25 protein-coding genes and 1 pseudogene are annotated in these 22,996 nt (G+C 58.3%); 9 read left to right on the forward strand and 17 right to left on the reverse strand.

The features are described from left to right. The first annotated feature begins 69 nt into the window (after positions 1 to 69). A complete protein-coding gene (locus ACTD9P_RS19690; RefSeq protein ID WP_438869008.1) occupies positions 70 to 393 on the forward strand; it encodes a DUF2025 family protein in 324 nt (107 codons plus the stop codon). Between the two features lie 125 nt (positions 394 to 518). Here ACTD9P_RS19690 and ACTD9P_RS19695 read toward each other — a convergent pair whose 3' ends face one another. After that, positions 519 to 839, reverse strand: a complete 321-nt coding sequence (locus ACTD9P_RS19695) for an antibiotic biosynthesis monooxygenase family protein (RefSeq protein WP_438869009.1) — start codon at positions 837 to 839, stop codon at positions 519 to 521. Continuing rightward, on the reverse strand, positions 836 to 1,543 hold the full coding sequence (locus ACTD9P_RS19700; RefSeq protein ID WP_438869010.1) for a CTP synthase C-terminal region-related (seleno)protein: 708 nt from the start codon (positions 1,541 to 1,543) through the stop codon (positions 836 to 838). The genes ACTD9P_RS19695 and ACTD9P_RS19700 overlap by 4 nt, the downstream gene beginning before the upstream one ends. Positions 1,544 to 1,623: 80 nt before the next feature. Between ACTD9P_RS19700 and ACTD9P_RS19705 the strand changes: the two genes are divergently transcribed. Then, positions 1,624 to 2,502 (forward strand): LysR family transcriptional regulator, encoded by an 879-nt coding sequence (locus tag ACTD9P_RS19705; RefSeq protein WP_438869011.1) that lies wholly within the window; start codon positions 1,624 to 1,626, stop codon positions 2,500 to 2,502. Between the two features lie 157 nt (positions 2,503 to 2,659). Here ACTD9P_RS19705 and ACTD9P_RS19710 read toward each other — a convergent pair whose 3' ends face one another. From ACTD9P_RS19710 to ACTD9P_RS19730, 5 genes and pseudogenes are all read right to left on the reverse strand, one after another. Next, positions 2,660 to 3,178: a DUF1003 domain-containing protein gene (locus ACTD9P_RS19710; RefSeq protein ID WP_438869012.1), complete on the reverse strand. Its 519-nt coding sequence runs from the start codon at positions 3,176 to 3,178 to the stop codon at positions 2,660 to 2,662. 76 nt (positions 3,179 to 3,254) lie between these two features. Beyond that, entirely contained in the window at positions 3,255 to 3,689 is a 435-nt protein-coding gene (locus ACTD9P_RS19715; RefSeq protein WP_438869030.1) for a methyl-accepting chemotaxis protein, read from the reverse strand. A gap of 114 nt (positions 3,690 to 3,803) precedes the next feature. Next, positions 3,804 to 4,613, reverse strand: a pseudogene (locus tag ACTD9P_RS19720) (PAS domain-containing protein); the annotation flags it as partial. Between the two features lie 225 nt (positions 4,614 to 4,838). After that, the gene (locus ACTD9P_RS19725) at positions 4,839 to 5,897 is read right to left on the reverse strand and encodes a diguanylate cyclase (RefSeq protein ID WP_438869013.1); all 1,059 of its coding nucleotides are present in this window, start codon (positions 5,895 to 5,897) and stop codon (positions 4,839 to 4,841) included. 190 nt (positions 5,898 to 6,087) lie between these two features. Next, entirely contained in the window at positions 6,088 to 6,714 is a 627-nt protein-coding gene (locus ACTD9P_RS19730) for a TetR/AcrR family transcriptional regulator (protein WP_438869015.1), read from the reverse strand. Between the two features lie 132 nt (positions 6,715 to 6,846). Between ACTD9P_RS19730 and ACTD9P_RS19735 the strand changes: the two genes are divergently transcribed. From ACTD9P_RS19735 to ACTD9P_RS19745, 3 genes are all read left to right on the forward strand, one after another. Continuing rightward, positions 6,847 to 7,905: an MBL fold metallo-hydrolase gene (locus tag ACTD9P_RS19735; protein ID WP_219266999.1), complete on the forward strand. Its 1,059-nt coding sequence runs from the start codon at positions 6,847 to 6,849 to the stop codon at positions 7,903 to 7,905. Between the two features lie 173 nt (positions 7,906 to 8,078). Beyond that, positions 8,079 to 8,753 (forward strand): hypothetical protein, encoded by a 675-nt coding sequence (locus ACTD9P_RS19740; RefSeq protein ID WP_438869031.1) that lies wholly within the window; start codon positions 8,079 to 8,081, stop codon positions 8,751 to 8,753. Between the two features lie 275 nt (positions 8,754 to 9,028). Then, the gene (locus ACTD9P_RS19745) at positions 9,029 to 9,586 is read left to right on the forward strand and encodes an AAA family ATPase (RefSeq protein WP_438869016.1); all 558 of its coding nucleotides are present in this window, start codon (positions 9,029 to 9,031) and stop codon (positions 9,584 to 9,586) included. Here the strand turns inward: ACTD9P_RS19745 and ACTD9P_RS19750 are convergent. Continuing rightward, entirely contained in the window at positions 9,516 to 9,896 is a 381-nt protein-coding gene (locus ACTD9P_RS19750) for a helix-turn-helix domain-containing protein (RefSeq protein WP_438869017.1), read from the reverse strand. The two genes, ACTD9P_RS19745 and ACTD9P_RS19750, sit on opposite strands and share 71 nt — an antisense overlap. 189 nt (positions 9,897 to 10,085) lie before the next feature. Here ACTD9P_RS19750 and ACTD9P_RS19755 point away from each other — a divergent pair, with 189 nt between their 5' ends. Together ACTD9P_RS19755 and ACTD9P_RS19760 are read left to right on the forward strand one after the other, a co-directional pair. After that, positions 10,086 to 10,448, forward strand: a complete 363-nt coding sequence (locus ACTD9P_RS19755; RefSeq protein ID WP_438869018.1) for a hypothetical protein — start codon at positions 10,086 to 10,088, stop codon at positions 10,446 to 10,448. A gap of 43 nt (positions 10,449 to 10,491) precedes the next feature. After that, positions 10,492 to 11,157, forward strand: a complete 666-nt coding sequence (locus tag ACTD9P_RS19760; protein ID WP_438869019.1) for a DUF6933 domain-containing protein — start codon at positions 10,492 to 10,494, stop codon at positions 11,155 to 11,157. Here ACTD9P_RS19760 and ACTD9P_RS19765 read toward each other — a convergent pair. From ACTD9P_RS19765 to argH, 6 genes are all read right to left on the reverse strand, one after another. Next, positions 11,154 to 12,107, reverse strand: a complete 954-nt coding sequence (locus ACTD9P_RS19765) for a hypothetical protein (protein WP_438869020.1) — start codon at positions 12,105 to 12,107, stop codon at positions 11,154 to 11,156. The two genes, ACTD9P_RS19760 and ACTD9P_RS19765, sit on opposite strands and share 4 nt — an antisense overlap. Before the next feature lie 94 nt (positions 12,108 to 12,201). Then, positions 12,202 to 13,377: an MFS transporter gene (locus ACTD9P_RS19770; RefSeq protein ID WP_438869021.1), complete on the reverse strand. Its 1,176-nt coding sequence runs from the start codon at positions 13,375 to 13,377 to the stop codon at positions 12,202 to 12,204. A gap of 164 nt (positions 13,378 to 13,541) precedes the next feature. Continuing rightward, positions 13,542 to 14,363: an ABC transporter substrate-binding protein gene (locus ACTD9P_RS19775; RefSeq protein ID WP_438869023.1), complete on the reverse strand. Its 822-nt coding sequence runs from the start codon at positions 14,361 to 14,363 to the stop codon at positions 13,542 to 13,544. Positions 14,364 to 14,388: 25 nt separating this feature from the next. Further along, positions 14,389 to 15,153: an amino acid ABC transporter ATP-binding protein gene (locus ACTD9P_RS19780; RefSeq protein ID WP_438869024.1), complete on the reverse strand. Its 765-nt coding sequence runs from the start codon at positions 15,151 to 15,153 to the stop codon at positions 14,389 to 14,391. Positions 15,154 to 15,177: 24 nt separating this feature from the next. After that, positions 15,178 to 16,056 (reverse strand): amino acid ABC transporter permease, encoded by an 879-nt coding sequence (locus ACTD9P_RS19785; RefSeq protein ID WP_438869025.1) that lies wholly within the window; start codon positions 16,054 to 16,056, stop codon positions 15,178 to 15,180. A 158-nt stretch (positions 16,057 to 16,214) separates the two neighbouring features. Beyond that, positions 16,215 to 17,642, reverse strand: coding sequence for an argininosuccinate lyase (gene argH / locus ACTD9P_RS19790; protein ID WP_438869026.1), 1,428 nt, complete (start codon positions 17,640 to 17,642; stop codon positions 16,215 to 16,217). A 228-nt stretch (positions 17,643 to 17,870) separates the two neighbouring features. Here argH and ACTD9P_RS19795 point away from each other — a divergent pair, with 228 nt between their 5' ends. Further along, positions 17,871 to 18,830, forward strand: coding sequence for a LysR family transcriptional regulator (locus tag ACTD9P_RS19795; protein WP_438869027.1), 960 nt, complete (start codon positions 17,871 to 17,873; stop codon positions 18,828 to 18,830). Between the two features lie 219 nt (positions 18,831 to 19,049). Here the strand turns inward: ACTD9P_RS19795 and ACTD9P_RS19800 are convergent, their stop codons facing one another. Then, entirely contained in the window at positions 19,050 to 19,694 is a 645-nt protein-coding gene (locus ACTD9P_RS19800; RefSeq protein WP_438869032.1) for an HAD-IB family hydrolase, read from the reverse strand. A gap of 272 nt (positions 19,695 to 19,966) precedes the next feature. Then, positions 19,967 to 20,491 (reverse strand): BRO-N domain-containing protein, encoded by a 525-nt coding sequence (locus ACTD9P_RS19805; RefSeq protein ID WP_438869028.1) that lies wholly within the window; start codon positions 20,489 to 20,491, stop codon positions 19,967 to 19,969. Between the two features lie 573 nt (positions 20,492 to 21,064). Between ACTD9P_RS19805 and dcm the strand changes: the two genes are divergently transcribed. Further along, a complete protein-coding gene (dcm, locus tag ACTD9P_RS19810) occupies positions 21,065 to 22,501 on the forward strand; it encodes a DNA (cytosine-5-)-methyltransferase (protein ID WP_187602457.1) in 1,437 nt (478 codons plus the stop codon). A 16-nt stretch (positions 22,502 to 22,517) separates the two neighbouring features. Here the strand turns inward: dcm and ACTD9P_RS19815 are convergent. Next, positions 22,518 to 22,996, reverse strand: a 479-nt coding sequence (locus tag ACTD9P_RS19815; protein ID WP_438869029.1) for an IS3 family transposase, incomplete at its 5' end; no start/stop codon positions are given.

Below are 22,996 nucleotides of genomic sequence, written 5' to 3' on the forward strand. Positions count from 1 at the left end.
GGCAGTAATTTCTGCCACGCGTGTAAACCATCTTTCCAGTCCCCGTGGGACTTTTCAGTGAGGTTTACCATGCGCATCACTTCCGAGCTTATCTGCCAGGCCGCCGACCAACTCCATGGCTTTGTCGGCCTGAACCGCAAAACCGGCCACTACATTGTGCGTTTCAGCGAAGACGCCTTTGGCATGGACGTGGCTGATGACGGCATCATTGCCACTGCCGAATTTGTCTGGCTGCCGGCCGCCGACCACACCATGACCCTGTCGCGCGAGCGCCTGCAGTTACTGCTGGACCAGAATATCGATGACCGTATCAACATCACCGAGCCGTTGCGCGTGTATATGCGCCGGGTGGAAATCCCGCAGATCAGTGCGTTGCGCAGTTTGGTGAGTTAGGTCCAGGCAAGTGGAGATCTACCTGTGGGAGCGGGCTTGCTCGCGAAGGCGGCGTGTCAGTCAATAGATTATTAACTGATACACCGCCTTCGCGAGCAAGCCCGCTCCCACATGGGGTAAGTATTTCAGTTCTGGAAGGTATAAGCCCGCTCGACCTTGCACACGCGGGTGTGAAACGCCGAATACCAATGGGCGCGGCCTTGCTCGCGCACTTGGCTATGTTCAGCCTGTTGCTTCCAGGCCAAAATCGCCGCTTCGCTTTCCCAATAGGAAACGGTGATGCCCAAGCCGTCTTCCCGCGCTGACTCAACACCCAGAAACCCCGGTTGTTTGCGCGCCAGTTCCAACATGCGGTTGGCGGCCTGGCCATAGCCTTGATCGCCTTCGGTACGCAACGAGCTGAAAATCACGGCGTAATAGGGCGGGGTGGGTGTGTTGGCGATCATACCGATTGCGCCTGGAAGGCTTTGAGCAGGGCTACCGCCAGTGGCGGCGTAACCCCTTTAAGTGCTGCGCGTTCGGGCTGAAACAAAGTAGCGACGAAAAACGGATGGTCCAGCAGTTCGACGGCGCGCAGATCGCCCGTCGAATCGTGGCCGCTGGGGATCAGGTCGCCTTTGAGCAATGCCTGGGCGAACGCGGGGTTGATGCCGTAGCTGCAACGATAGCCTTCGTGGGTGTCCAGGCTGGCGTAAGCCTCGGCGATGCGCGTGTAGGGCGCCAGGCGGATGCTGCCGGTGGCCTCGACCAGTGAACACGCAAGCGGCGTGATAACCGCGCGCTTGGCCGCGGGTGCCAATTCGCCATGCTCCGCATCCGTCCAGCCCAGCACGTTGCGGGCATATTCGATAACCGCGTGTTGAAAACCACCGCAAGTGCCCAGGAAGGGGCGTTTTTGCTCGCGGGCAAAACGAATCGCCCGCAGTGCGCCGTCGGCATTACGGTAGGGGCTGGCGGGCACGCACCAGAAGCCGTCGAAGGCATGCAGCTCGGTGGCCGGGGTGATCGAGTCCGTATCCAACCAATGCCATTGCACGCTCAGGCCCAAGGCGTCGGCAGCCTGTTGCAGCGCCACGGGAATGGCCTGGTGGGCCGTTACGTCAGGGTTGTAATCACCGATCAGGGCGAGGTGCAGGGGGGTGGCTTTCATCGCGTATATCCCATGGCTTGTGGTGTCCTGGGGCGCACTATAAATTGGCGCTCACGCAATCAAAATTGGCGTTTGCCCACATGCTCAATGCAGCCACGCACTATCAGCTCGATTACCCGGACCTGTCGCTGATTCTCGCGCTGGTGCGTGGCGGCACCTTGGCGCGGGCGGCGGCGCTGCTGCGGGTAGATGTTTCCACGGTGTTCCGGGCGGTGCGACGGCTGGAGGCGGCCCTGGGCCAGACCCTGTTCGAAAAAAGCCGCGCCGGCTACCTGCCCACCAGTTTGGCCAGCCATCTGGCGCAGCAGGCGGAACAGGCCGAGCAGGCGCTGGAAGCCGCGCGCATCGGCGTGGAGCAGGGCGGTGAAGTGATCAGCGGCACCGTGCGCCTGACCTGTACCGACTCGGTGCTACAGGGTTTGCTGTTACCGGCGCTGGCGCAGTTCATGCCCGCCTACCCGGCGTTGACTCTGGAATTGAGTACCTCCAATGATTTTGCCAACCTCAGCCGCCGTGACGCGGATATTGCCCTGCGCCTGACCAAGACCCCGCCGGAGCACCTGGTGGGCCGCCGCCTGGGCAGCGTGGCTTATCAGGTGTACGCCAGCGCCGGTTATGCCCGCCAAAACCAGGGGCGTGAATTGGCCGAACTGGCGTGGATCGCGCCGGATGACTTTTTGCCCGATCACTCCACCGTGACCTGGCGGCGTGAGCACCTGCCGGGCGTACGTCCCAGTTATCGCTGTAACAGCATGTTGTCGGTCGCCGAGTTGGTGCGGGCAGGGTTGGGTGTGGCGGCACTGCCGGACTTTCTGTTGCAAGCGGGTTTGCAACCGCTCGGCCCCGCACTGGCGGGGCGTGATACGGCGCTATGGTTGCTGACACGCCCGGATTGCCGGGCACTGCGCTCGGTGGTGACGTTGTTCGATGAGTTGGGGCGGCATATTCGGCTGCCCTGAACCGGGCAGCGAGCCAAGGATGAACCGGATACCTGTGGCGAGGGAGCTTGCTCCCGCTGGGGCGCGCAGCGGCCCTGCTTTGGGTTTTAAAGAGCGGGCCTGCTACGCAGTCCAGCGGGAGCAAGCTCCCTCGCCACAAGAGCTTATTGGCCGGTTTTCAGGGCTTGCGCACAAACTGCTCATGCATCTCGCACGTCAACGTCTCGATACGCTCGGTCAGTTGTTTGGTCATTTCCGTCAGCCGAGTGTTCTGCTCCAGCAGCTCCAGCAACTGTTTGGTGGTTTGCGCGGCCTGGGCCTGGCGTTCGGTATTGGCGATGGCCAGGGCTTCGCGGTGTTGCGCATCGGCGTCGGACTGGGCTTTGTCGCGGGCGGCCTGGCGTGTCTGGGCCAGCAGGATCAGCGGCGCGGCGTAAGCCGACTGCAGGCTGAACGCCAGGTTGAGCAGGATGAACGGGTACACGTCAAAATGCGTGACGCCGGTGATGTTCAGCACCACCCACAACACCACGATCGCGGTTTGCGCGCCGAGAAAGGTCGGCGTGCCAAAGAAGCGCGCAAAGGCTTCGGCCTTGAGGGCAAAGGTGTCGTTGCCAAAGGTCGGCGCCAGATGGGCGTGGCCGCGGTGATAGCGCAGGTGATCGACAGGTACGGCTTCTGGCTTGTCGGGGGTCATGGCGGGCTCGAATCCTAAGCGTTAAGACAAGCTAGCACTATAGACCGAGCCCCCCGCCGGGCACATGAAGAACCGGTCAGTTGTTGCCGCGCTCGTTGGCGAACGCGCTCACCGCTTGCACGGCTTCAGTGGTGCCTTCGCGAATCTGCAAAATCACCGTGCCTGCGCGGTTGGCCAAGTCGACCCCCAGCGCCGCGCGGTCGCGGGTGTTATCCATGCTCTCGATGGCTTGGCGGGTTTCGTCCTGGATCATCGCGATCATGCTGGAGATTTCCGCTGTCGAGCCGCTGGTACGGGCTGCCAGTTGCCGCACTTCGTCAGCCACCACGGCAAAACCTCGGCCTTGCTCGCCGGCGCGTGCCGCCTCGATGGCGGCGTTGAGTGCCAGCAGGTTGGTCTGGTCGGCAATCCCGCGAATGGTGTTGACGATGGCGGTGATCTGCTGCGAACGCTCACCCAGCTTGGCGATCAGCTGCGAGGAGGTGTCGATGTCGGCGGCGATTTCGCGCATGCCACTGGCGGTTTGCTGAATCACCTCGGCGCCTTTTTCGGCCACATCCCGGGTGTTCAGGGAAATATGGTAAGCCTGGGCCGCACTGGCGGCATCGGCAGCGTGCTGTTGCACCCTGGCGGTGACGTCGGAGGCGAACTTGACCACTTTGCACAGGCGCCCGCTGGCGTCGTACACCGGGTTGTAGTTGGCTTCGAGCCACAGGGTCTGGCCGTGTTTATCGACGCGCTCGAACTGGCCGTTGAACAGTTCGCCCTGGTTCAAGCGTTTCCAGAACTCGGTGTATGCCGAGCTGTTGGCCAGCTCCGGCGTGCAGAACAGACGATGATGTTTGCCCTGGATCTGCGCCAGGCTGTAGCCCATGCGCTGCAGGAAATTGTCGTTGGCGGTGATGATGGTGCCGTCGAGGTTGAACTCGATGACTGCCATGGCGCGGTCAATGGCACCCAGCTTGGCGTTGGCCTCGCTTTCGGCCTGCAGGCGCGGGGTGACGTCCATGGCGTACTTCACCACTTTGATCACTTGGCCGGCCTCATCGCGCACCGGGTTGTAGCTGGCTTCCAGCCACACTGACTGGCCATTGCCGGCCACCCGCTCAAAGGTGCCGGACTGGAATTGGCCATTGCGCAGTTGCGTCCATAGCTGGTTGTAGTCGGCGCTACGGGCGAACGCGGGCGTGCAGAACATCCGGTGTGACTGGCCCAGGATCTGCTCGGCGCGGTAGCCCATGGTCTTGAGGAAGTTGTCATTGGCACGCAGCACAGTGCCTTGCAGGTTGAACTCAATAACGGCCATGGAGCGCTCAATCGCGTCGAGAAGGCTGGCTTGCTGGGCGTTGGTGTGTTGCAGGGTACTGATGGTTTTTTTATGGGCGTTAAATAGCATGTTCGAGGGCTCGGGGAAGCACGCGTCAGAGGTATCCATGAATAGGCGCCTGACCCCGTATGGCCCTGGGCCTTACGGTTGACTTGCTCATTGTCAGCTTCCTGGTGCTGACAGAGGGGGGCGGAACAAGGGGTTCAGAGTGATCAGCCTGCCAAGAAGTTCGCCGTTAGGGCAGGACCATAATTGGGCAGGCGACCAGTGGCGGCATTATGCTATCGCTGCGAGGCGCGGGCGGAAGATTCAGACGAGGTGTTATCGGACAACTCAAGCGGAATGGGCGACCACGAAATCGCTGACATTTACCCGGTTACGCCCGGTTTCCTTGGCTGCGTACAGGGCGCGGTCCGCCGCGTTCAGCCACATCGCAGCATCGCTGAACAGCGGTTGGAAGTCTGCGAGGCCAATACTCAGGCTCACGCGCAGCGCGGGAATCTGCGTATTGCGATAGTTGCTGAATTTTTCGCGCATGCGTTCCATGACCTGCGCGGCGTCTTCCTGCGGCATTTGCGGCAAAATCACACAGAACTCATCGCCGCCATAGCGGCCGGCCAAGTCGTTTTCCCGCAGGTGCAGACGCAATTCCTGACTGAGTTGGCGCAACACCGCATCCCCGACAATATGACCGTAGGTGTCATTGATCTGCTTGAAGTGGTCGATGTCGATCAGTGCGATGGTGGCGTGGCTGCTTTGCTGCCGACACTTATGGAACTTGAGGTTGAGCAGGTCTTTCCACGAGCCATGGTTGAGCAGGCCGGTGAGACTGTCGATGCGGCTCAGAGCACTGAGGGCACGTTTGTGGTCCGAGAGCTTGATTGCCAGTTGGTAGCAGACCATGCCGATGGCCATCGGGTAGAGCGTCAGCATCGGCAGACAGGTGTAGACCTGGCTGAGGCTGACGTTGGGGTTGAACTTGACTCCGAACAGGCCCCACGCCACCGCAATACCCGCCGCTTGTGCCAGCAGCCCGCGCAGAAACAGGCGTTTGCCGCCGGCCGCGACATTGTTCATGGTCATCATCGACAGCACAGTCACGGCCGTCAGCGGCGTGAACTGGGTGGCGGCGGCCCAGAAACCGCCGAACAACGAGTCATAGAGCAGGTTGCGCTGCTCAGCCTGATAGGGAAATTGCGAACGCGCTGAAAGCTGATACGCCACATGGGCCCAGGCAAACCCATTGAACAGCAGGAACGCCCACACCCACCCCGGCATCGCCAAGGAGTAAAGGGCACCGGCCACACTGATACAACCGATACCCAGGCCGATGATCCTTGGCTTGTAGATACGTCTGGCAAATGAAAGCCCTTTGCCTCGTCTGTTTTCCATAGTGTTCCGGGTCAGCTCTTTTTTGCGGGTACGACAGCGCGCGTCAGCGGGTAGAACCGTTGATCGGATATTAAGTGTGAATATTGTCAGTTATTCGCGTGGGAATAATCAGTGTCCTTTCAGGCCATTTGCGCAGCACCGCGTGCGAATACGCTAAAAGCGACCTGGAATGTCGCGCATGCAACAGGCTTTACTGCGGCCCAGGAGCGCGCACTTCGTAACCGGCCAGGAACAGGTCGATGGCTGATTCAATTACGCTGGCCTGGCAGGCAGCGTCCAGCACCGGTTGGCCGAGGGTGATCTGCGGCCAGAACGCGAAAGCCTTGAGCAAGCTTTGGATCTGGTGGGCGGCGAAGGCAGGGTCGGTGCAGGACAGCCGGCCGTCTTCCTGCGCGGCGCGTACCCACTGGGTGAAGCCTTCTTCGCGCTTGCTCAGGCGGTTGACCATGTCTTGCGCGCGTTCCGGCGAATGGATGGTGGCAGCAATCGCGACACGGGCCAGGTCAAGGAAGTTGGCGTCCGACATCATCAGCATCTTGGCCTGCAACAATCCGCGCAGTTGCTCGCGCAGCGGGCGGTCGCTGGCGTAGCTGACGTCCAGCTGGGCCACACTGCTGGCCCATAACTGGTGGAGGATTTCGGCAAACAACTCTTCCTTGCTGGGGAAGTGGTTGTACACCGTGCGCTTGGAAACGCCGGCGGTGGCAGCGATTTTGTCCATGCTGGTGACCTCGAACCCATTCGCGCGAAACTCGGCGATAGCGGCTGCCACAATGGCTTCGCGTTTACGGTCGGTGAGGCGCAGAGGTGCAGTCATGGTCGGCTCTAAAAGGAAATTACACTCGGTAGTTTACTTGCTCAGGGTTTTGTTGCAATCTAGAAACTACACTGTGCAGTGTAATTGGCCTGCACGGTGTATTTTATGAGCCGACCCTGGAGTCACTCTGCAATGGCCACGATTTCAACCCGTCTCGACCCTGCGCCTGCTGCGCCCAAGACTGCGGAGCAGGCGCCAGGGCATTTCAGCAACGACGCCCCGGTGCAGCACGGTGGCTTTGGCAAAACCTTGCGCATTTTTTGGAACATGCTGTTCAACAAGCCGCGCAGCACACGCCCGGTGGGCAAGATCCCGGTGCAACCGCTGACGCGTGAGCTACTGTTGGCTGCCCCCGATCACAGTGTGTTTCGCCTGGGGCATTCCACTGTGCTGCTGAAAATGCGTGGCAAGTTCTGGGTCACCGACCCGGTGTTTGCCGAGCGCGCTTCGCCTTTCAGTTGGGCCGGGCCAAAGCGCTTTCATCAGCCGCCGATCAGCCTTGAAGACCTGCCGCCGCTCGAAGCGGTGATTCTTTCCCACAATCACTACGACCACCTTGACCGCAACGCGGTGACCCAACTGGCCGACAAGACCCGCTACTTTCTGGCGCCGCTGGGCGTGGGCGACACGCTGGTCAAGTGGGGCGTGGACGCCAGCAAAGTTCGGCAACTGGATTGGTGGGCAGGCACCGAGGTCGATGGCATCCGTTTTATCGCCACGCCGGCCCAGCATTTCTCTGGACGTGGCCTGTTTGATGGCAACCAGACCTTGTGGTGTTCCTGGGTGATGATCGACGGCGCGCGGCGGATCTTTTTCAGCGGCGACACCGGTTATTTCGACGGCTTCAAACGGATCGGCGAACAGTACGGCCCGTTTGATCTGACGCTGATGGAAACAGGTGCTTACAACGTCGACTGGCCTCACGTGCACATGCAGCCCGAGCAAACCCTGCAAGCGCACATCGACCTCAAAGGCCGCTGGCTGCTGCCGATCCACAACGGCACCTTCGACCTGGCCTTCCACGCCTGGCATGAACCGTTCGACCGCATCATGGCCCTGGCCTGGGAGCGCAACGTGTCGATCACCACGCCGGCGATGGGACAGGCGTTCAGCTTGCACCAGCCGGAGCGCGGGCACGCGTGGTGGCTGGAGGTGGAAACTCAGGGTGTAAAAGAACACGCAACGGGTTGAAACGTTGCCGCCTGGAAAAAGGATTTTCAGGGTGTTTCAGGGCTGCGACAAACGCCAGATGAGAGTGCGATGATCCCGCGTAATCAATTGTCGGGAGTCGGGTTCTGATGGAAAAAAACTGTAGCGAACATTGGCGGTTGGGGATGCCGTGTCGCCCGGGCCTGTCCTTGCCCGTGACATTGGAGGCGGAGAGCGAGGGGCTCGCGGCAGAGTCCGTTCATGCTAAACCCGAGAACCTGAGCCGCACGGGTATCGTCTTCGGCGCGGCGCAAGCGGTGGGCGCGGCGCCCATTCCCGGTTACAACGCGCCGGCATTTCCAGCAAGACCTGCGCGGGATCCCGCGTTATCACTCGCGGCTTTAAGTGGTATCGACCCCACTGGGCCGGTCATGGTGGAAGTCCCCTTGGTGCTGAATAACACCCGCTTTACGACTACCCAGTTGCTATCGGGTTGGCGTATCGGGTTTGCCGACCGCTATGTGCAAAGCGATCATCGCGAAACCGTCGAACACAGCGAAGCCTTGTGTGCAGCCTTCGATCTCCTGCGCCAGGCCGGTGCGCAACTGGTGCCGGTGGACGCGTATCGTCAAGACAACAGCCTGCAATTTACCCTGCAAAGCAATGAAATCGACGACCTTGTGACCGCGCATCGCCTGGATGCGCTGGTCTCTGGCAGCGAGAGCGACGCGTTTCATCGTGCCTGTGTCAGCGGCTATCCCTCACTCAGCGAACCATTGGGCGATGGGGCGAAGCTATGGTTTTACGCTGCTCGATGGTCGCGTGATGCATTGCCGCTGTTGTTGCGTGCCTATCGCCAGATCAGCACCGGCGCGTTAAAGGACGCGTAACAACTACAGGAAGTGCTGGACCCATCTTACGATGTGTGGGGTGACTGCCTGAAGGTCTTGAACGCCTGGGTTTTCAGAATAGCGGACTTGATCCCGTATGAATTCTGAACCCAGGAGAGACCTTTTTCTTCGGAACCCGCTGGTCCGACCTACCTTGTTGGCAGTGGCTTATGGGTACGAGCAGGCGGCCCAGGCGGCGACAAAGCCTGTGCTTTAACGGATGCGCTGCGCACTGCAAACCTGACCGATTACACTCACTGCCATGGAGGGCAGGCATGGACTACAAAATTCACATCCTCGGCGCTGCGGGCGCCGGTACCTCGACCTTGGGCCGGGCTCTGGCCAAACGCCTGGGCGTCGCTTATTTCGACTCTGACTATTTCTACTGGCAACAAACGTCAGAGCCTTTCACGGTCGCCCGGCCCAAGGATGAACGCATCCGCTTGCTGCAGGAACAGAGTGCCGGCCTTGCGGGCTGGGTGCTGTCCGGCTCACTGTGCGGTTGGGGCGATGCCATGATCCCGCAGTTCACCCATGTGGTGTTCCTGCGGCTGGACCCGCAAGTACGCCTGCACCGCCTGCAACTGCGCGAGGTGCAACGCTACGGCGAGCAGATCCTGGAAGGTGGCAGCCGCCATGACAACAGCGTCGCATTCCTGGCCTGGGCCGCCCGTTACGATGGCGGTAACCACAGCTTACGCAGCTTGAGACGGCATGAAAGCTGGTTGAAACCGCTGACCTGCCCGGTGCTTCGGTTGGACTCTACGCACCATTCGGCTGAGGCGTTGGTGAGTCATTTGATGCCGCTGCTGAGCCCATCAATCGCGAGATGAGGCTGGGTGCGGCGGGCTCGGCGGGGGCTGCCTCAAACTTGCGCGCGCTCATCCCCCAGCCCGGCGCAAACCCTGGAAAAAACACCAGGCCTTCTGCCTCCAGCCGGAACGCGAGGGCTAACCGAGCGTCATCCTCGACCTCGCCCAGGCTTTCAAAGCGCTGAACCACCTCCACCGCCAACCCGGCCTGGCGGGCCAGGTCCTCGCGGCTCCAACCCAGCATCACGCGGGCCTGTGTGCTGTGCTTGGCGGTGAATTGGTGCAGGACAATCTGCTGTTCTACGTAAGAGCTCATTGCCAGAGAGGACATGGGGTTTCTCCAGGTTCGACGGGGGAAGGCAAACTATACTGTGTTTTTGTACAGTTGTTTGTACCGCTCATCAACTGGATTATTTATCGGGTTCTCACTTGCTCTCTCCAGAAGGGCTGTGGAGGTTGCAACGCTCGCAGGTGAATAGGAAAATCCACAGAATGATCGAGCTGACGAGAGAACGACGCCATGTCTATTTCCGAAAGTGATTGGAAGAAATTCAAAGGCTTGAGGGCATTGGCCCTTGATCGCTTTTGCCTCGGTGTCCTCGCGGATGCCAGGACCATCAGTGAGCACGGTGCATTGTCCGCTCACGCCCGGTACCTAATGCTGTACGGCGTGATTCATGCCCGCAACAAGGATATGGCCGATATGTTCGACTATTACAGTCGCTCATCAACCTATTCGTGCCTGGCATTAATGGTGCACCACGACCTGTTGACCGACGCCGAGTTGGCAATACTCAGCGAAGAAACGCTTGATGCCATCAGCTATGCCGTCAGGCAGCCTTATGAACTTGAGTGGGTTGAAGAGCGATTGCCCCGCGAGTAAACAGGGCACACTTGGCGTTAATCACTTTGCGCAGGAACACAGTGTGCTGACATTTAATTGCTCACAAGCCGGCAGCGACTTTTTCAGCCGTATTCACAAGGGTAAGAAAATTACCCCCGTTGAAAAACCACCGATACCAAGCGCAGAGGGGGATGCGCTGCACGCAGACCCTAACCAGTGGCTGGTCCATGCGGCGACAGTTAAACGTAAGCATGTGCTGGTGGCGACGCATTTGAAGACGCGCTACAGCATGCTGTTTTTCGATATGAAAAAGGCCGATTACGCGGGTTTTGTGAAAACATTTACCCATCGCTGGGCCGATGGTGTGATGAATATAGCGTTGAAGTGTGGCGTGCTGAACATACTCGCGCCGCAGGTTTGTGATCCGCTGCTGAGTGACTTGGGGAGCACTTATTGTTTTTACCCGCGCAGCGACCGCAGTAGCCAGGGCCAAATCAATGAAATCCTGCGCGTATTTAAATGGGACGCTGAGGGTTTCGAATTTGTAAAGCAGCCGTGGAGTGCGCGACGTTATGACGAAGCCATCAATCGCACGCCCAGAACCATTCCCGGGATAAAGGGCTATGGTTGGCCGGAGGAAGAAATGCTGATTCACTGGCTGACGGCATTTGGCGCGATAGACGCGGCCACCGCCCGAGCTGTACGCGAACAATACCGGCAAGCTCGGCGATCACGCGCCCTTTCCTAATGCTCCTGCATTCCTGGCGCCTCACGAATGATCAGGTGGTCCAGGTTCTCGATATTGGCGCTGAACACCCCGAATGTCTGCTCGGGGTTCTTCTTGCTCGGCACCTGTTTTAGCTCTGGCGTCACGCCGTAAAAAAAGCAATACAAGGCCCGTTCGCTGCTGGCTGCCGCCTTGATCTGTTCAAGAAAAGCCGTACGTTTGCGGTAGTTTTCGATGAGTTTTTTACTCAGGTAGACGTTCACCGAGTAGGGCTTTTTGTCGAGCCATACCTTTTTTTCGAAGTCGATGCGAAAGCTGCTGGTGTAATCCTTGATCGCTTTGATCTTGCCCCAGTAGATCAGGCCTTTGTTGTCTTGCAGGTATTCGATCTTCTTGAAAAACGTCCAGTAGGTAGCGCAGTGCTCGCCAACCTTCAGCGGCATGGACTTGAGCTTGTCCTTGTCGTCGATATTCGACACATAGCACTCGACCGGGTGTGCGAAGACGCTGGTTTTGTCCGGGGTTGTGTCGCTGCTGATGTGGGATGAGCGGGTACTTGTCGAAGGCGCTTTCGCCGACTCTTGTGGGACGCTTCCCTCAATAACGACGGGCGGTGTCTTGCGCTGGTACTGACGCCGCGTTAGTACAAATTCCGATGGGAAATTGTCCTCGCGCTCGTCGTCGCTTTCACCTGTTGCGCTCTTGTGCGTACTGGCATAGCGGCAGCCGTCGATATGCCGGGTGCTGGTCTTGTTCTTGAAGTGCGGCGTGCGCTGGTAGTTGACGTTTTTCGCGTTGAACGTGCTCAGCGTATTGCCCGTTCCGAACGCCGCGCGGCATTCATCGTTCGGGCACAGGAAGCTGTCCTTATCGGAGTCGAAGTCGGCGGTTTCGTCGAAATTCAGGTCTCGAACGTCGTAGATCGACAGCTTGTCGTCGAGACTCAGGCTGTAGGCCGTGTCGAATTTCATGGGGCTCGGGTCCGTGAGATGAATGACTGGATACTACGCAAATACCAGGCATTACGGAGAGCAAAATGTGGGAGCTGGCAAGCCAGCTCCCACATTAGATAAGCGGCGCGCCAGCGACACGGCGTCCGCTTAAGAAACACAGGCTTCCACCCACTGCCGTCAATGCGCCCAACGCATAGAACATGCTGGTTGGCGCAGCGTTGATCAGCAAATAACCGCAAATAACCGGGCTCATCGCTCCGCCGAACGCCGCCAGGTTTTGTGCGCCGTAGTAACTGCCGCGCAATGCGTCTGGGGCGATGGTGTCGATAAACAGGAATTCCGATGGGTAAATGATCATCTCGCCCAGGGTAAACACGAACATCGCCAGGCACCAGGTGAGCAGGCTGTGAGCCTGGCTGAAGCCGATCAACCCGGCAATGAACAGCAACGTGCCCAGCACGATCCAGTAGCGCAGCTGTTCGCGCTTGAGAAACCGGCCAATCTGGTACTGCATCGCAATCACGGTGATGGCGTTGCAGGCCAGCACTGCCGACAAAATCTTCAGCGCCTCGGCGGGCTTGTAGGCCACCAGCAGAAATTGCGACAGATAAAGGGTGTAGCGCCCGTGGACGATGGTGCTCAACAGACTGCCACTGGTGAACAGGATCAGCGTGCGGTCGCTGCGCAAGGTGCGCAGGGTGCTGAGGAAGCTCAAGGGTTTGTGGCTGTCATCGCGCTGGGTTGGTGGAATGCCGATCATCAGGAACAGGCTGCCGAACGCAATGGCGCTGGCGATCAAAAACGGCGCCAGTGGCACATGCCCGGCAATCACTACGCCGACCATCGGCCCGGTGGCGTAGCCGACGTTGGTCAGGGTGTAACGCAGGGAAAACACCTTGGCGCGATCACCCACCGGCAGGTTCTCGCTGATGATGGCTTTGGAGCCGATCAGGAACAGCGCCGAGGCGGCTTCGGTTATGACCAGGGTCAGGGTGGTGAGGTAGAGGTTGCTGGCGAACGTCAGCAATAGAAAACCGATGGAGCTGGAGAGCATGGCCAGGATCAGCAGCTTGCGCTTTTCCAGGCGGTCGATGATGTAGCCGCCATACAGGCCCAGCAACGTGGCGATGAATACGGCAATGCCCATCAACAGGCCGATGTCCCGCTGGTTGAGGCCCAACCGGGTACTCAAGAGCAAGGCCAGCAAGGGGCTGGTCATGGCGCGGCTGACCACAATGGTCACCGAGCAGATCATCAGGCGGCGGATTACCAGGGAGTAGGTGGCCACGGTGGGGGCGAGCGTCCTTGTTATTGCTTTGATACAACACAGATCAACTGTGAAAACAGATCACCTGTGGGAGCGGGCTTGCTCGCGAATACGGTGGGTCAGTTAGTAATTTTGCACTGACACACCGCTTTCGCGAGCAAGCCCGCTCCCACATTCAGGTCTTTTTATTGGCCGGCATTGATAGAGATTTTTTCCACCGCACCCTGCTCCAGATCCCACTTCTTCAGGATCTTGCCGTACGTGCCATCATCGATCATGCCCTGCAGCGCCTCACTGATCGCCGTCACCAGCTCAGTGTTGCTCTTCTCGATCCCCAGCCCCGTGAACTGCTTGGAAATCGCCAGACCCACCGGCTTGTACTTGCCCTTATCCAGCGACATCAGATAAGGAATGGTCTCGCTGCCCTGCATCGCCGCATCCAGACGGTTCTGCTGCAACTGCGCGCGTGCATCCGCCGAGCCTTCGGTGCCGATCACCACGATGGCTGGCTTACCGGCCGCTTCGCAGTTTTCCTTGCTCCACGCGGCAATTTCCGACGGCCAGGTAGTACGGCGGCTGGTGCCGACTTTTTTACCGCACAGGTCAGTCAGTGCCTGGAGGTCTTCACGCTTGGCCAAGGTGTACAGCTGCGGGCCGCTGGTGAAGTAGTCGATGAAGGTCACGGCCTTTTGGCGTTCGGCGGTGTCGCTCATGCCCGACAGCACAATGTCGACGCGCTTGGTGGTCAGGCCGCTGAGCATCTGCTCGAAGCCGGTCTCCTGCCACTTGATCTTCACGCCCAGGCGCTCGGCCAGGGCGTTGCCCAGGTCAAAGTCCAGGCCGGTGAGCTTGTTGGTGGCGGTGTCCTTGAAGTCCATCGGCGGGTAGTTCGGCACGATGGCGGCGCTGATCTCACCCTTGTCCTTGATTGCCGCCGGCAATGCCGCGAACACAAACGTGGAGGCCATCAGGCCTGCGAGCAACGTTGGGATAAACAATTTTTTCATGGGGGCGTTCTCGTTAGTTTTTTAGTTAAGTGCGAACGGCAGAAATAAAGCTTTGGGTACGCGGGTTTTGTGGGCTTATTAGAATTTCTTCAGGGCTGCCCGCTTCCACAATCTGGCCGGCATCCATAAACACCATGCGGTTGGAGACTTCGCGGGCGAAGCCCAACTCATGGGTGACCACGATCATGGTCATGCCGGTGGTGGCCAAATCGCGCATCACCGACAGCACTTCTCCCACAAGCTCTGGGTCGAGGGCTGACGTGGGTTCGTCAAACAGCATCAGCTTGGGGCGCATCGCCAAGGCGCGGGCAATGGCCACACGTTGTTGCTGGCCGCCGGACAATTCCACCGGGTATGCATTGCGCTTGTCTGCCAGACCCACGCGGGCCAGCAACTCCAGCGCGTCTTCGATGGCTTCCTTGGGCGAGCGCCTGAGCACCTGCACCGGGCCTTCGATGATGTTCTGCAACACGGTCATATGCGGGAACAAATTGAAGCGCTGAAACACCATGCCGGTGGCCAGGCGCTGGCGGGCGATCTGCGATTGATTCATCTCATGCAGCTTGTTGCCGACCACCCGGTAACCGACCAGCTCGCCGTCGACCCACAGGCCGCCCTTGTCGATTTTTTCCAGCTGGTTGACGCAACGCAGCAGCGTGCTTTTGCCCGAGCCGGACGGGCCGATGATGCACATCACTTCGCCTTGCTCGACCTCGATATTGATGTCGCGCAGCGCGTGATACTGGTCGTAATACTTGTTCAGGTTGACGGCCTTGACGATGCTTCTCATGGGGCAAATCTCCTCAACCCAAACTTACGAACGCTTGCCGGCGCCGCGGGCAAAACGACGCTCGAGGCGGCTTTGGCCAAATGAAAGAACAGTCACCACCGCCAGGTACCAGATGCCGGCCACAATCAGCAGCTCCATGACCCGCGCGTTGGCGTAATAGATGTTTTGCGCGTTGTGCAGCAGCTCCGAGTACTGGATCACACTGGCCAGGCTGGTCATTTTCACCATGCTGATGAACTCGTTGCCTACAGGCGGAATGATCACCCGCATGGCCTGCGGCAGAATCACCCTACGCAATGCTTGCAGGCTCGGCATGCCGATGGACTTGGCGGCTTCATACTGGCCAGTGTCGACCGAGAGCAAACCGGCGCGCACCACTTCGGCGGTGTATGCGCCTTGGTTGATACTCAAACCGAGCAGGGCGGCCACGAACGGCGTCATCAGGTCGACGGTGTCGATGCTGAACACGCCGGGAATCGCGATCACCGGGAAAATCAGCGCCAGGTTGAACCACAGCAGCAATTGCAGAATCAGCGGTGTGCCCCGGAACAGCCAGGTGTAGGTGATGGCCACATAACGCAGGATCGGGTTGGCCGACATGCGCATGATTGCGGTGATCACCCCGATCACCACGCCCAGCGCCATCGCCAGGATCGACATGATGATGGTGTTCATTAGGCCCCACAAGATGGCCTCAGACGTGAGGAACTGGCCGATGTAGGACCATTCGATCTGGCCATTGGCAAATGCGCGCAACAATGCGGCCAGGGCGATCACGATCAACGTGGCAAAAAACATCCGCCCGTAATACCGCCGCGGCACGTGCTCGTATTGCGTGATATCGAACTGGTTCTCGGACAACTTGCGCTCGGCTTCCAAGCGCTCCGCCGGGGTTTGGTTCATGGTGCTACTCCAAAAAATATAGGTGTTGCACGATCGTTCCCACGCTCTGCGTGGGAATGCATCCCGTGACGCTCCGCGTCACCATTGCGCAGAATTGGAGCCATGCAACGGGACGCGGAGCGTCCTGGGCGGCATTCCCACGCAGAGCGTGGGAACGATCAGATTCGGAATCCGGTGTAACTCTCAGCCCATTTTTGCTGAGCCGCCAACGCCACCTTCAACCGCCCAATCTGCTCGCGAACCCGCTCCGGTGCCGTCCCACCCCACCCACTGCGCGCCGCAATCGCCGCTTCCAATGTCAGGCACTCACGCACTTCAGGCAGCAGCCGAGCATCCACCTGCGCCAACATCGTTGGCGAGGCTTCCCACAATTCAATCTCATGCTGCTCACAGGCCTGCACCAACGCGCCGGTAATCTCATGCGCCTCTTTAAACGGCACACCGCGAGTGGCCAACCAATCCGCCACCTCGGTCGCCAAGGTGAAGCCCATCGGCGCCTGACGCCGCAGCTCCTCTACCTGCACCTGCATGGTAGCCACCATCCCGGCCATCGCCGGCAGCACCAGCAGCAAGGTGTCGACGCTGTCCAACACACTGTGTTTGTCTTCACTCAAATCGCGGTTGTACGACAGCGGCAAGGATTTAAGCGTCGACATCAACCCGGTCAGGTTGCCAATCAAACGCCCAGCCTTGCCCCGCGCCAATTCGGCAATGTCCGGGTTCTTTTTCTGCGGCATGATCGAGCTGCCAGTGGCGTAGGCATCGTCCAGCACTACCCAGCGAAACTGGCGCGAAGACCACAGGCAAAACTCCTCCGACAGCCGCGAAATATTCACCCCGAGCATGCCCGCCACAAACAGGAATTCCGCCACATGGTCACGGCTGGCTACGGCATCAATGGAGTTTTCGCACGGCCCGGTGTAGCCCATTTCCTTGGCCGAATGCTCCGGCTGGCGTGCAATGGCAGAACCGGCCATCGCCGCCGCACCCAACGGCGACAACGCTGTGCGCGCGTCCCAATCCACCAGGCGCTGCACATCACGCAGCATCGACTGGGCATGGGCGAGCAAGTGGTGGGCGAACACAATCGGTTGCGCCTGCTGCAAATGGGTAAAGCCCGGGCAAATGCTGTCGATGTGTTGCTCGGCCTGCTCCACCAGCGCCTGCTGCAAACCCAACACCTCGGTGGTGAGGGTGCGCGCGTGATCGCGCAGGAAAAGGCGCAGATCATTGGCGGTCTGGTCGTTACGCGAACGCCCGGCGCGCAACTTGCCGCCCAAGGCGCCCAGGCGCTCGGTCAATACGCGTTCGATAAAAGTGTGTACGTCCTCGTCATCCAGGCTTGGATGCAGGCGCCCGGCGGCGAAATCGTCACCGATACGGTCCAGGGCTTCCAGCGTGCGCAAGGTTTCCGACTCATCCAGCAACCCGGCGCGCTGCAACTCACGGGCATGGGCACGGGAGCCGGCCAGGTCGTAGGGCGTCAGGCGGAAATAGCGCTCAGGGCAACGCGACAACGCGGCCAAAGCAACAGACGGGCCGGTCTTGAAACGAGCGCCCCAAAGGCGGTCGGTGGGCTGGGACATCGGTATTCCTCACGCTTGTTTTTAGAAGAGTCGGAGGCAGTAAAAAGCAAAAAAGACCTGATCGTAGTGTCAGGTTTTTACGGGTGTTAAATCAGCCTCTGTGTGCTGTTCAACCCGCTATATTCAAGGTTGCCAAGGGCGGATGTTTGCAGCCATTATCGCCGCCTGGCTATGTTCAAGGATTGGGTTGAAGCCTGTTGAATATGGCACTTGAGGTCAACGCGTATTATGGAAACCCCACTTTCCACTTCTGGAAACATGCCGCCAAAACCCGGCACACGACCGCCCCTGCAATTGAGCGGGCTGGACTTCAAACTGCTGCGCGTGTTCATGGCCGTGGTCGAAGCCGGCGGCTTCAGTGCTGCGCAAAACGAGCTGAATGTGGGCCTGGCGGCCATCAGCAAACAGATCTCCGACCTCGAAATTCGCATCGGCATGCGCCTGTGCACACGGGGCCGCGAAGGATTCGGCCTGACCGAAGAAGGCAAGTTGGTGTATCAAGCGTCCATCGAGTTATTTACCTCGGTAGACAGTTTTCGCGACAAGCTTAGTTCGGCGCAAAACGAGCTGATTGGCGACCTTAGTGTCGGCGTTATTGATAACACCGTGTCCGACGTTAACTCACCGCTTATTAGCGCTCTAGGTAAATTACACAGCGAATCGCCAAAAATTAGATTGCGCCTGCATGCCTCGCAGTTGGACGAAGTTGAACGCGGCGTGGTGGAAGGCCGACTGATTGTCGGCATCGTGCCGGTGTACCAGCGCCGAGAAGAATTCGACTACTTCCCCCTCTACGAAGAAAAAGCTCACGCCTACTGCGCCGTAGGACACCCGCTGTTCCACGCGAGTGACATCACCCCAGACGTGCTGCGCCAATACGAAGTGGTCAACCACCGGTACGCGATCCACCGCGACAAGGCCAACTTCGTCACCTACGACAGCCAGTCCGCCTCGGCCTCACAGGTGGAAGCTGTCGCCATCCTGGTCCTCACCGGCCGCTTCCTGGGCTTTTTGCCGGAACACTACGCCGCGTCGCTGGTAAGGGAAGGGCGCCTGCGCGCACTGTGCCCGGAGCAGGTTCACCTGAGCACGGCATTCAACCTGATCCTGCGCCACAACGCGCCGAGAAGCCCGATGGTAAAAGCCTTCGCAACAGCGCTTGGCGTGGACCTGAAGACGCCAGCCTAAGCCTCAACAAAGCTCAAATGTGGGAGCTGTCGAGCCCCTGCGAGGCTGCGAAGGGATCACCTCGGTCCAGCTTCCGAAACCATCCATCTGCATCGACCCCTAGCGGCCCATGCTAGTGAGCTTCCCAGCCTGAAGCCGATCCCAATGTGGGAGCTCTCGAGCCCCAGCGAGGCAGCGATAGGATCGCCTCGGTCCACCCGCCGACCCCACCTACCCGCATCACCGCTGCAACTTGCCCTGCTTCTTCTTCGAATGAAAGTGCCGAAAATGCGCATCCTGCGCCGCCGCCAGCAACTCCCGATCCCCACGCGTATCGCCCCAGGCCCGTAGCCGATACTCGCCCAAATCCCCATACACCGCCTCAAGGCGCAGCACCTTGTTCTCGCAGCGGCAATTATTCCCCGTGAGCTTGCCCGTCAACACGCCGTCGACCACCTCAAGCTCAGTGCCGATCAACTTGATGCCCAGCCGATTCGCAAACGGCTGCAACACCAACGCCGGCGACGCCGAACACAGCGTCACCACCGCCCCGGACTTCACCTCATCCGCCACCGACTGCAAACCACTCGGGCGCATCAACTTGCCCCAGGTGCGCTGGCAATACGCCTCAGCCTGCTGCTGCACCCACGCTTTCTCCACGCCCGTCATAAAGGTGCGGATCAACTGCGCCTTCAACTCATCCCGGCTGATCTGCTGCAGCAAAAAGCGCAGCCCAGGCACGGCGAGTTTGACCATCCGGCCGTAAAACTCGCCGGGGCCGAAGGCGAATTTGAGGAAGGGCACGAAACTGTCGTGGTGGGTGAGGGTGCCGTCGAAGTCAAAGACGGAGAGTACTTTGGCGTCGATGGGGCCGGCTTCGAGCATGTCTGGGTTCACGGGTGGTCCTTGATCGTTTGAAGCGGTTCTCATAACCGTGTGACTGGTGCCCACTGCATGGGTTCAGGCGGATAACGGCTATGCAGTTCAGATCAGCCAGGTAGTGATGTTGTGCTTTTACTGGCGATGATCAAGAGAGTTTACCCGGTCGGGCATAGGAATGAACGTCGTGAGGCATCCGGCATTGTTACAGCGCGGATTGGGAAATGTGTGCTGGTGATCCGTCCGAGCGTTGGCCCGGACGGGATATCTTCGGGATTTCAGCGTGTGGAATGGCCTGATGGCTGGAAAAACTCTGCCATCTTTTGAAACCAAGTCTTGCTCGGTGGCGCGCGTCGGCGAGTCCTGTTGAGCAGTAGATATGGCATATCACGTAGCCGAATCCAGCCTTCATCCTGCCAATGCAGAAGGCTCAACGACATTTCGGGCCAATCAAGCAAGCTCAGCATTGGACGGTCTGTAGATCGTGGTTGATGCTTGTCACGCAATGTAGGCACCACTTGATGGGTCAACCATTCACGCAGCAAACGATGTCCTGGTGAGTAGTGGTACACCAGCAATGCATATACGCCGGATTCGCTGATCATCAGCATGTTCTCAGGCTGACCGTGATAGCAAATATCCAGTGTCTGCCGCTGATCCTCATCAAGCTTGCTCACCATTCGCTCAGCCAGATAAAGCCCCATCAGGCGACCAAGGTCACGAGCACAGAACCATGGCTGGTTCTCCAGCAGCAGGACATGCATTTGCAGGTTTTGGCGGGTGAAGACGGTAGGCTCATACATGGCACACCTCCGGCTTGGAGGGTGTTTGAGAAGTGGTGCGGGTACTGCGAATGACCTTCGCAGATGATGCAAAGTATCCAGGCATTTCCGTTACCTCTGGTTGCTTTCTTAGGGCGTGCGTTATGGGTGTCGGGAGCTAAGAAACCCACCAGAGACGGGCCGGACATATTCCCCTTTCGGGTCTTGTATTCGCCCACTCCCGACATAACGGGGATTTTTCACAGGCGTAGAGAAACCGCTGGCGAAAAAAAGCCGCATGGCTGTCGGGTGCGGAGGACCGCTCTGGTTTTTAGAGTTTCTTAGGCTCGACACTGAGGTTAGGTGGATCCGGCATAGTCGTCAACCGGCGACTTTTCCTACTGCATGGGGGTAAAACGAACTCTGGACAACGGCGCTCAGTCATTTATGCTGTATTTATATCCAGTGCTTTTGTGCCGATAGTCTTTCCTGTTCCCCAATCCCTGTCGACATGACTCGTCTTACGGATACCGGGAAATTTCATTTACTTTGAAATTTACAGGGATAGAATGGTGACCATTCGTCACAGATTTGACCCAGAGGAATTTCGGGCTCATGAATATTTTTGAAACAGCATCTTTTGAATCCTTGGGCGAAACGACCTCAAGCTCCCATGAACCTAATACTCATCCTGTGACTGATCTGGCACTGCTGCACAAGCTGCTGGAAATCTACGATCAAGGGCAGCTTGCCGAAATTCTTAACGACGTCAGCCCCACGCATTGGTGCCGTGAAACGATAAATCGTTGGGTAAAAGGCAAGGCCTCGCCAAAGCTCTCTCATATTGAGTTCACTCGTCTGGAAGAGCTGTTACCCAAGCGCTTGAACCACAAACCTTCCTTTACTTTCATCGACCTTTTCGCTGGTATCGGAGGTATCAGAAAAGGGTTCGAAGCGATCGGTGGCGAATGTCTGTTCACGTCCGAATGGAACAAGTACGCGGTCAAAACCTACAAGGCCAACCACTTCTGTGATCCGGGTCGGCATCGCTTCAATCTTGATATCCGTTCTGTCACGCTTTCTGACAAGTCCGAAATCAGTGATGAGGAAGCCTATAAGAATATTGATCGCGAAATCCCTGATCACGATGTCCTGCTAGCAGGTTTTCCATGCCAACCGTTTTCGCTTGCAGGTGTTTCCAAGAAGAATTCCCTAGGACGCAAGCACGGTTTTGAATGTGAGACCCAAGGCACTCTGTTTTTCGATGTGGCGCGGATTATTGCCGCCAAGCGCCCTGCCGCATTTTTGCTTGAAAACGTAAAAAACCTGAAGAGCCATGACAAGGGCAATACCTTCCGAATCATCTGCGAAGCGCTGGATGAACTGGGTTACGAGGTTGCAGATGTGAATGCTCCGAAGGGTTCAGACCCGAAGGTCATCGATGCCAAGCATTTTGTGCCCCAACATCGTGAGCGAATCGTTCTTGTAGGTTTCCGTCGTGATCTCAACGTTCACCAAGGATTCACACTGCGTGATATCAGCAAGCACATACCGGAGCAGCGACCTAGCTTCGGTGATCTGCTCGATAAAGAAGTGGACGAAAAATACATTCTTACGCCGAAGCTTTGGGATTACCTCTATCGGTATGCCCAGAAGCACCGTGAAAAGGGTAATGGCTTTGGTTTTGGTCTGACGCGGCCTAACGATGTGGCTCGTACGCTTTCGGCCAGATATCACAAGGACGGTTCGGAAATCTTGGTTGATCGTGGGTTTGTGGATAACTTGGATTTCAATAGCGAGCTAAATCAACTCAATCGTCCGCGTCGATTGACTCCACATGAGTGCTCGCGACTGATGGGATTCGACAAACCGGGAGAAAGCAAATTTGTGATTCCTGTCTCCGATACCCAGGCTTATCGTCAGTTTGGTAACTCAGTGGCTGTGCCTGTTTTTGAAGCTGTGGCTCGGTTGATGAAAGATCGCATTCTGGCTGCAAAGGAAAAAGCTGCTGACCAGGAGCGTCCACAATTGGAATTTTCCCTTCCTGAATGATGAGTCGCTGTAGTGGTCAACTAATCCCGGACACAACGTTAAGTTTTTCCTCGGCCTGCGCTGGGGCCAACCCATCGTTGAATTGATGAGGCCGAATCCAGTTGTAGCGATGCATCAAAAAATGGCTGATATCGCGCTGTGCTTCCTGCGCAGTTCGATAGCCCACGGTCGGTATCCATTCCGTTTTCAAGCTGCGAAATACGCGCTCCATCGGTGCGTTATCCCAGCAGTTTCCTCGTCGACTCATGCTCTGGCGCATGCGGTATCGCCACAACCGCTGGCGAAAGAGTCGGCTTGCATATTGCGATCCCTGGTCCGAGTGGAATAGCAGATCCGAAGGCCTGCCACGCTGCTCGTAAGCCATATCCAGCGCTTTGATTACCAGTTCAGCGTCTGGCTTTTCCGACAGCGCCCAGCCCACGATCCGACGCTTACAAAGATCCAGGACGACAGCCAAGTAATGCCACTTTCCTTGCGCCCAAATGTAGGTGATAT

The organism is Pseudomonas onubensis, assembly GCF_965653655.1.
Lineage (GTDB): Bacteria > Pseudomonadota > Gammaproteobacteria > Pseudomonadales > Pseudomonadaceae > Aquipseudomonas.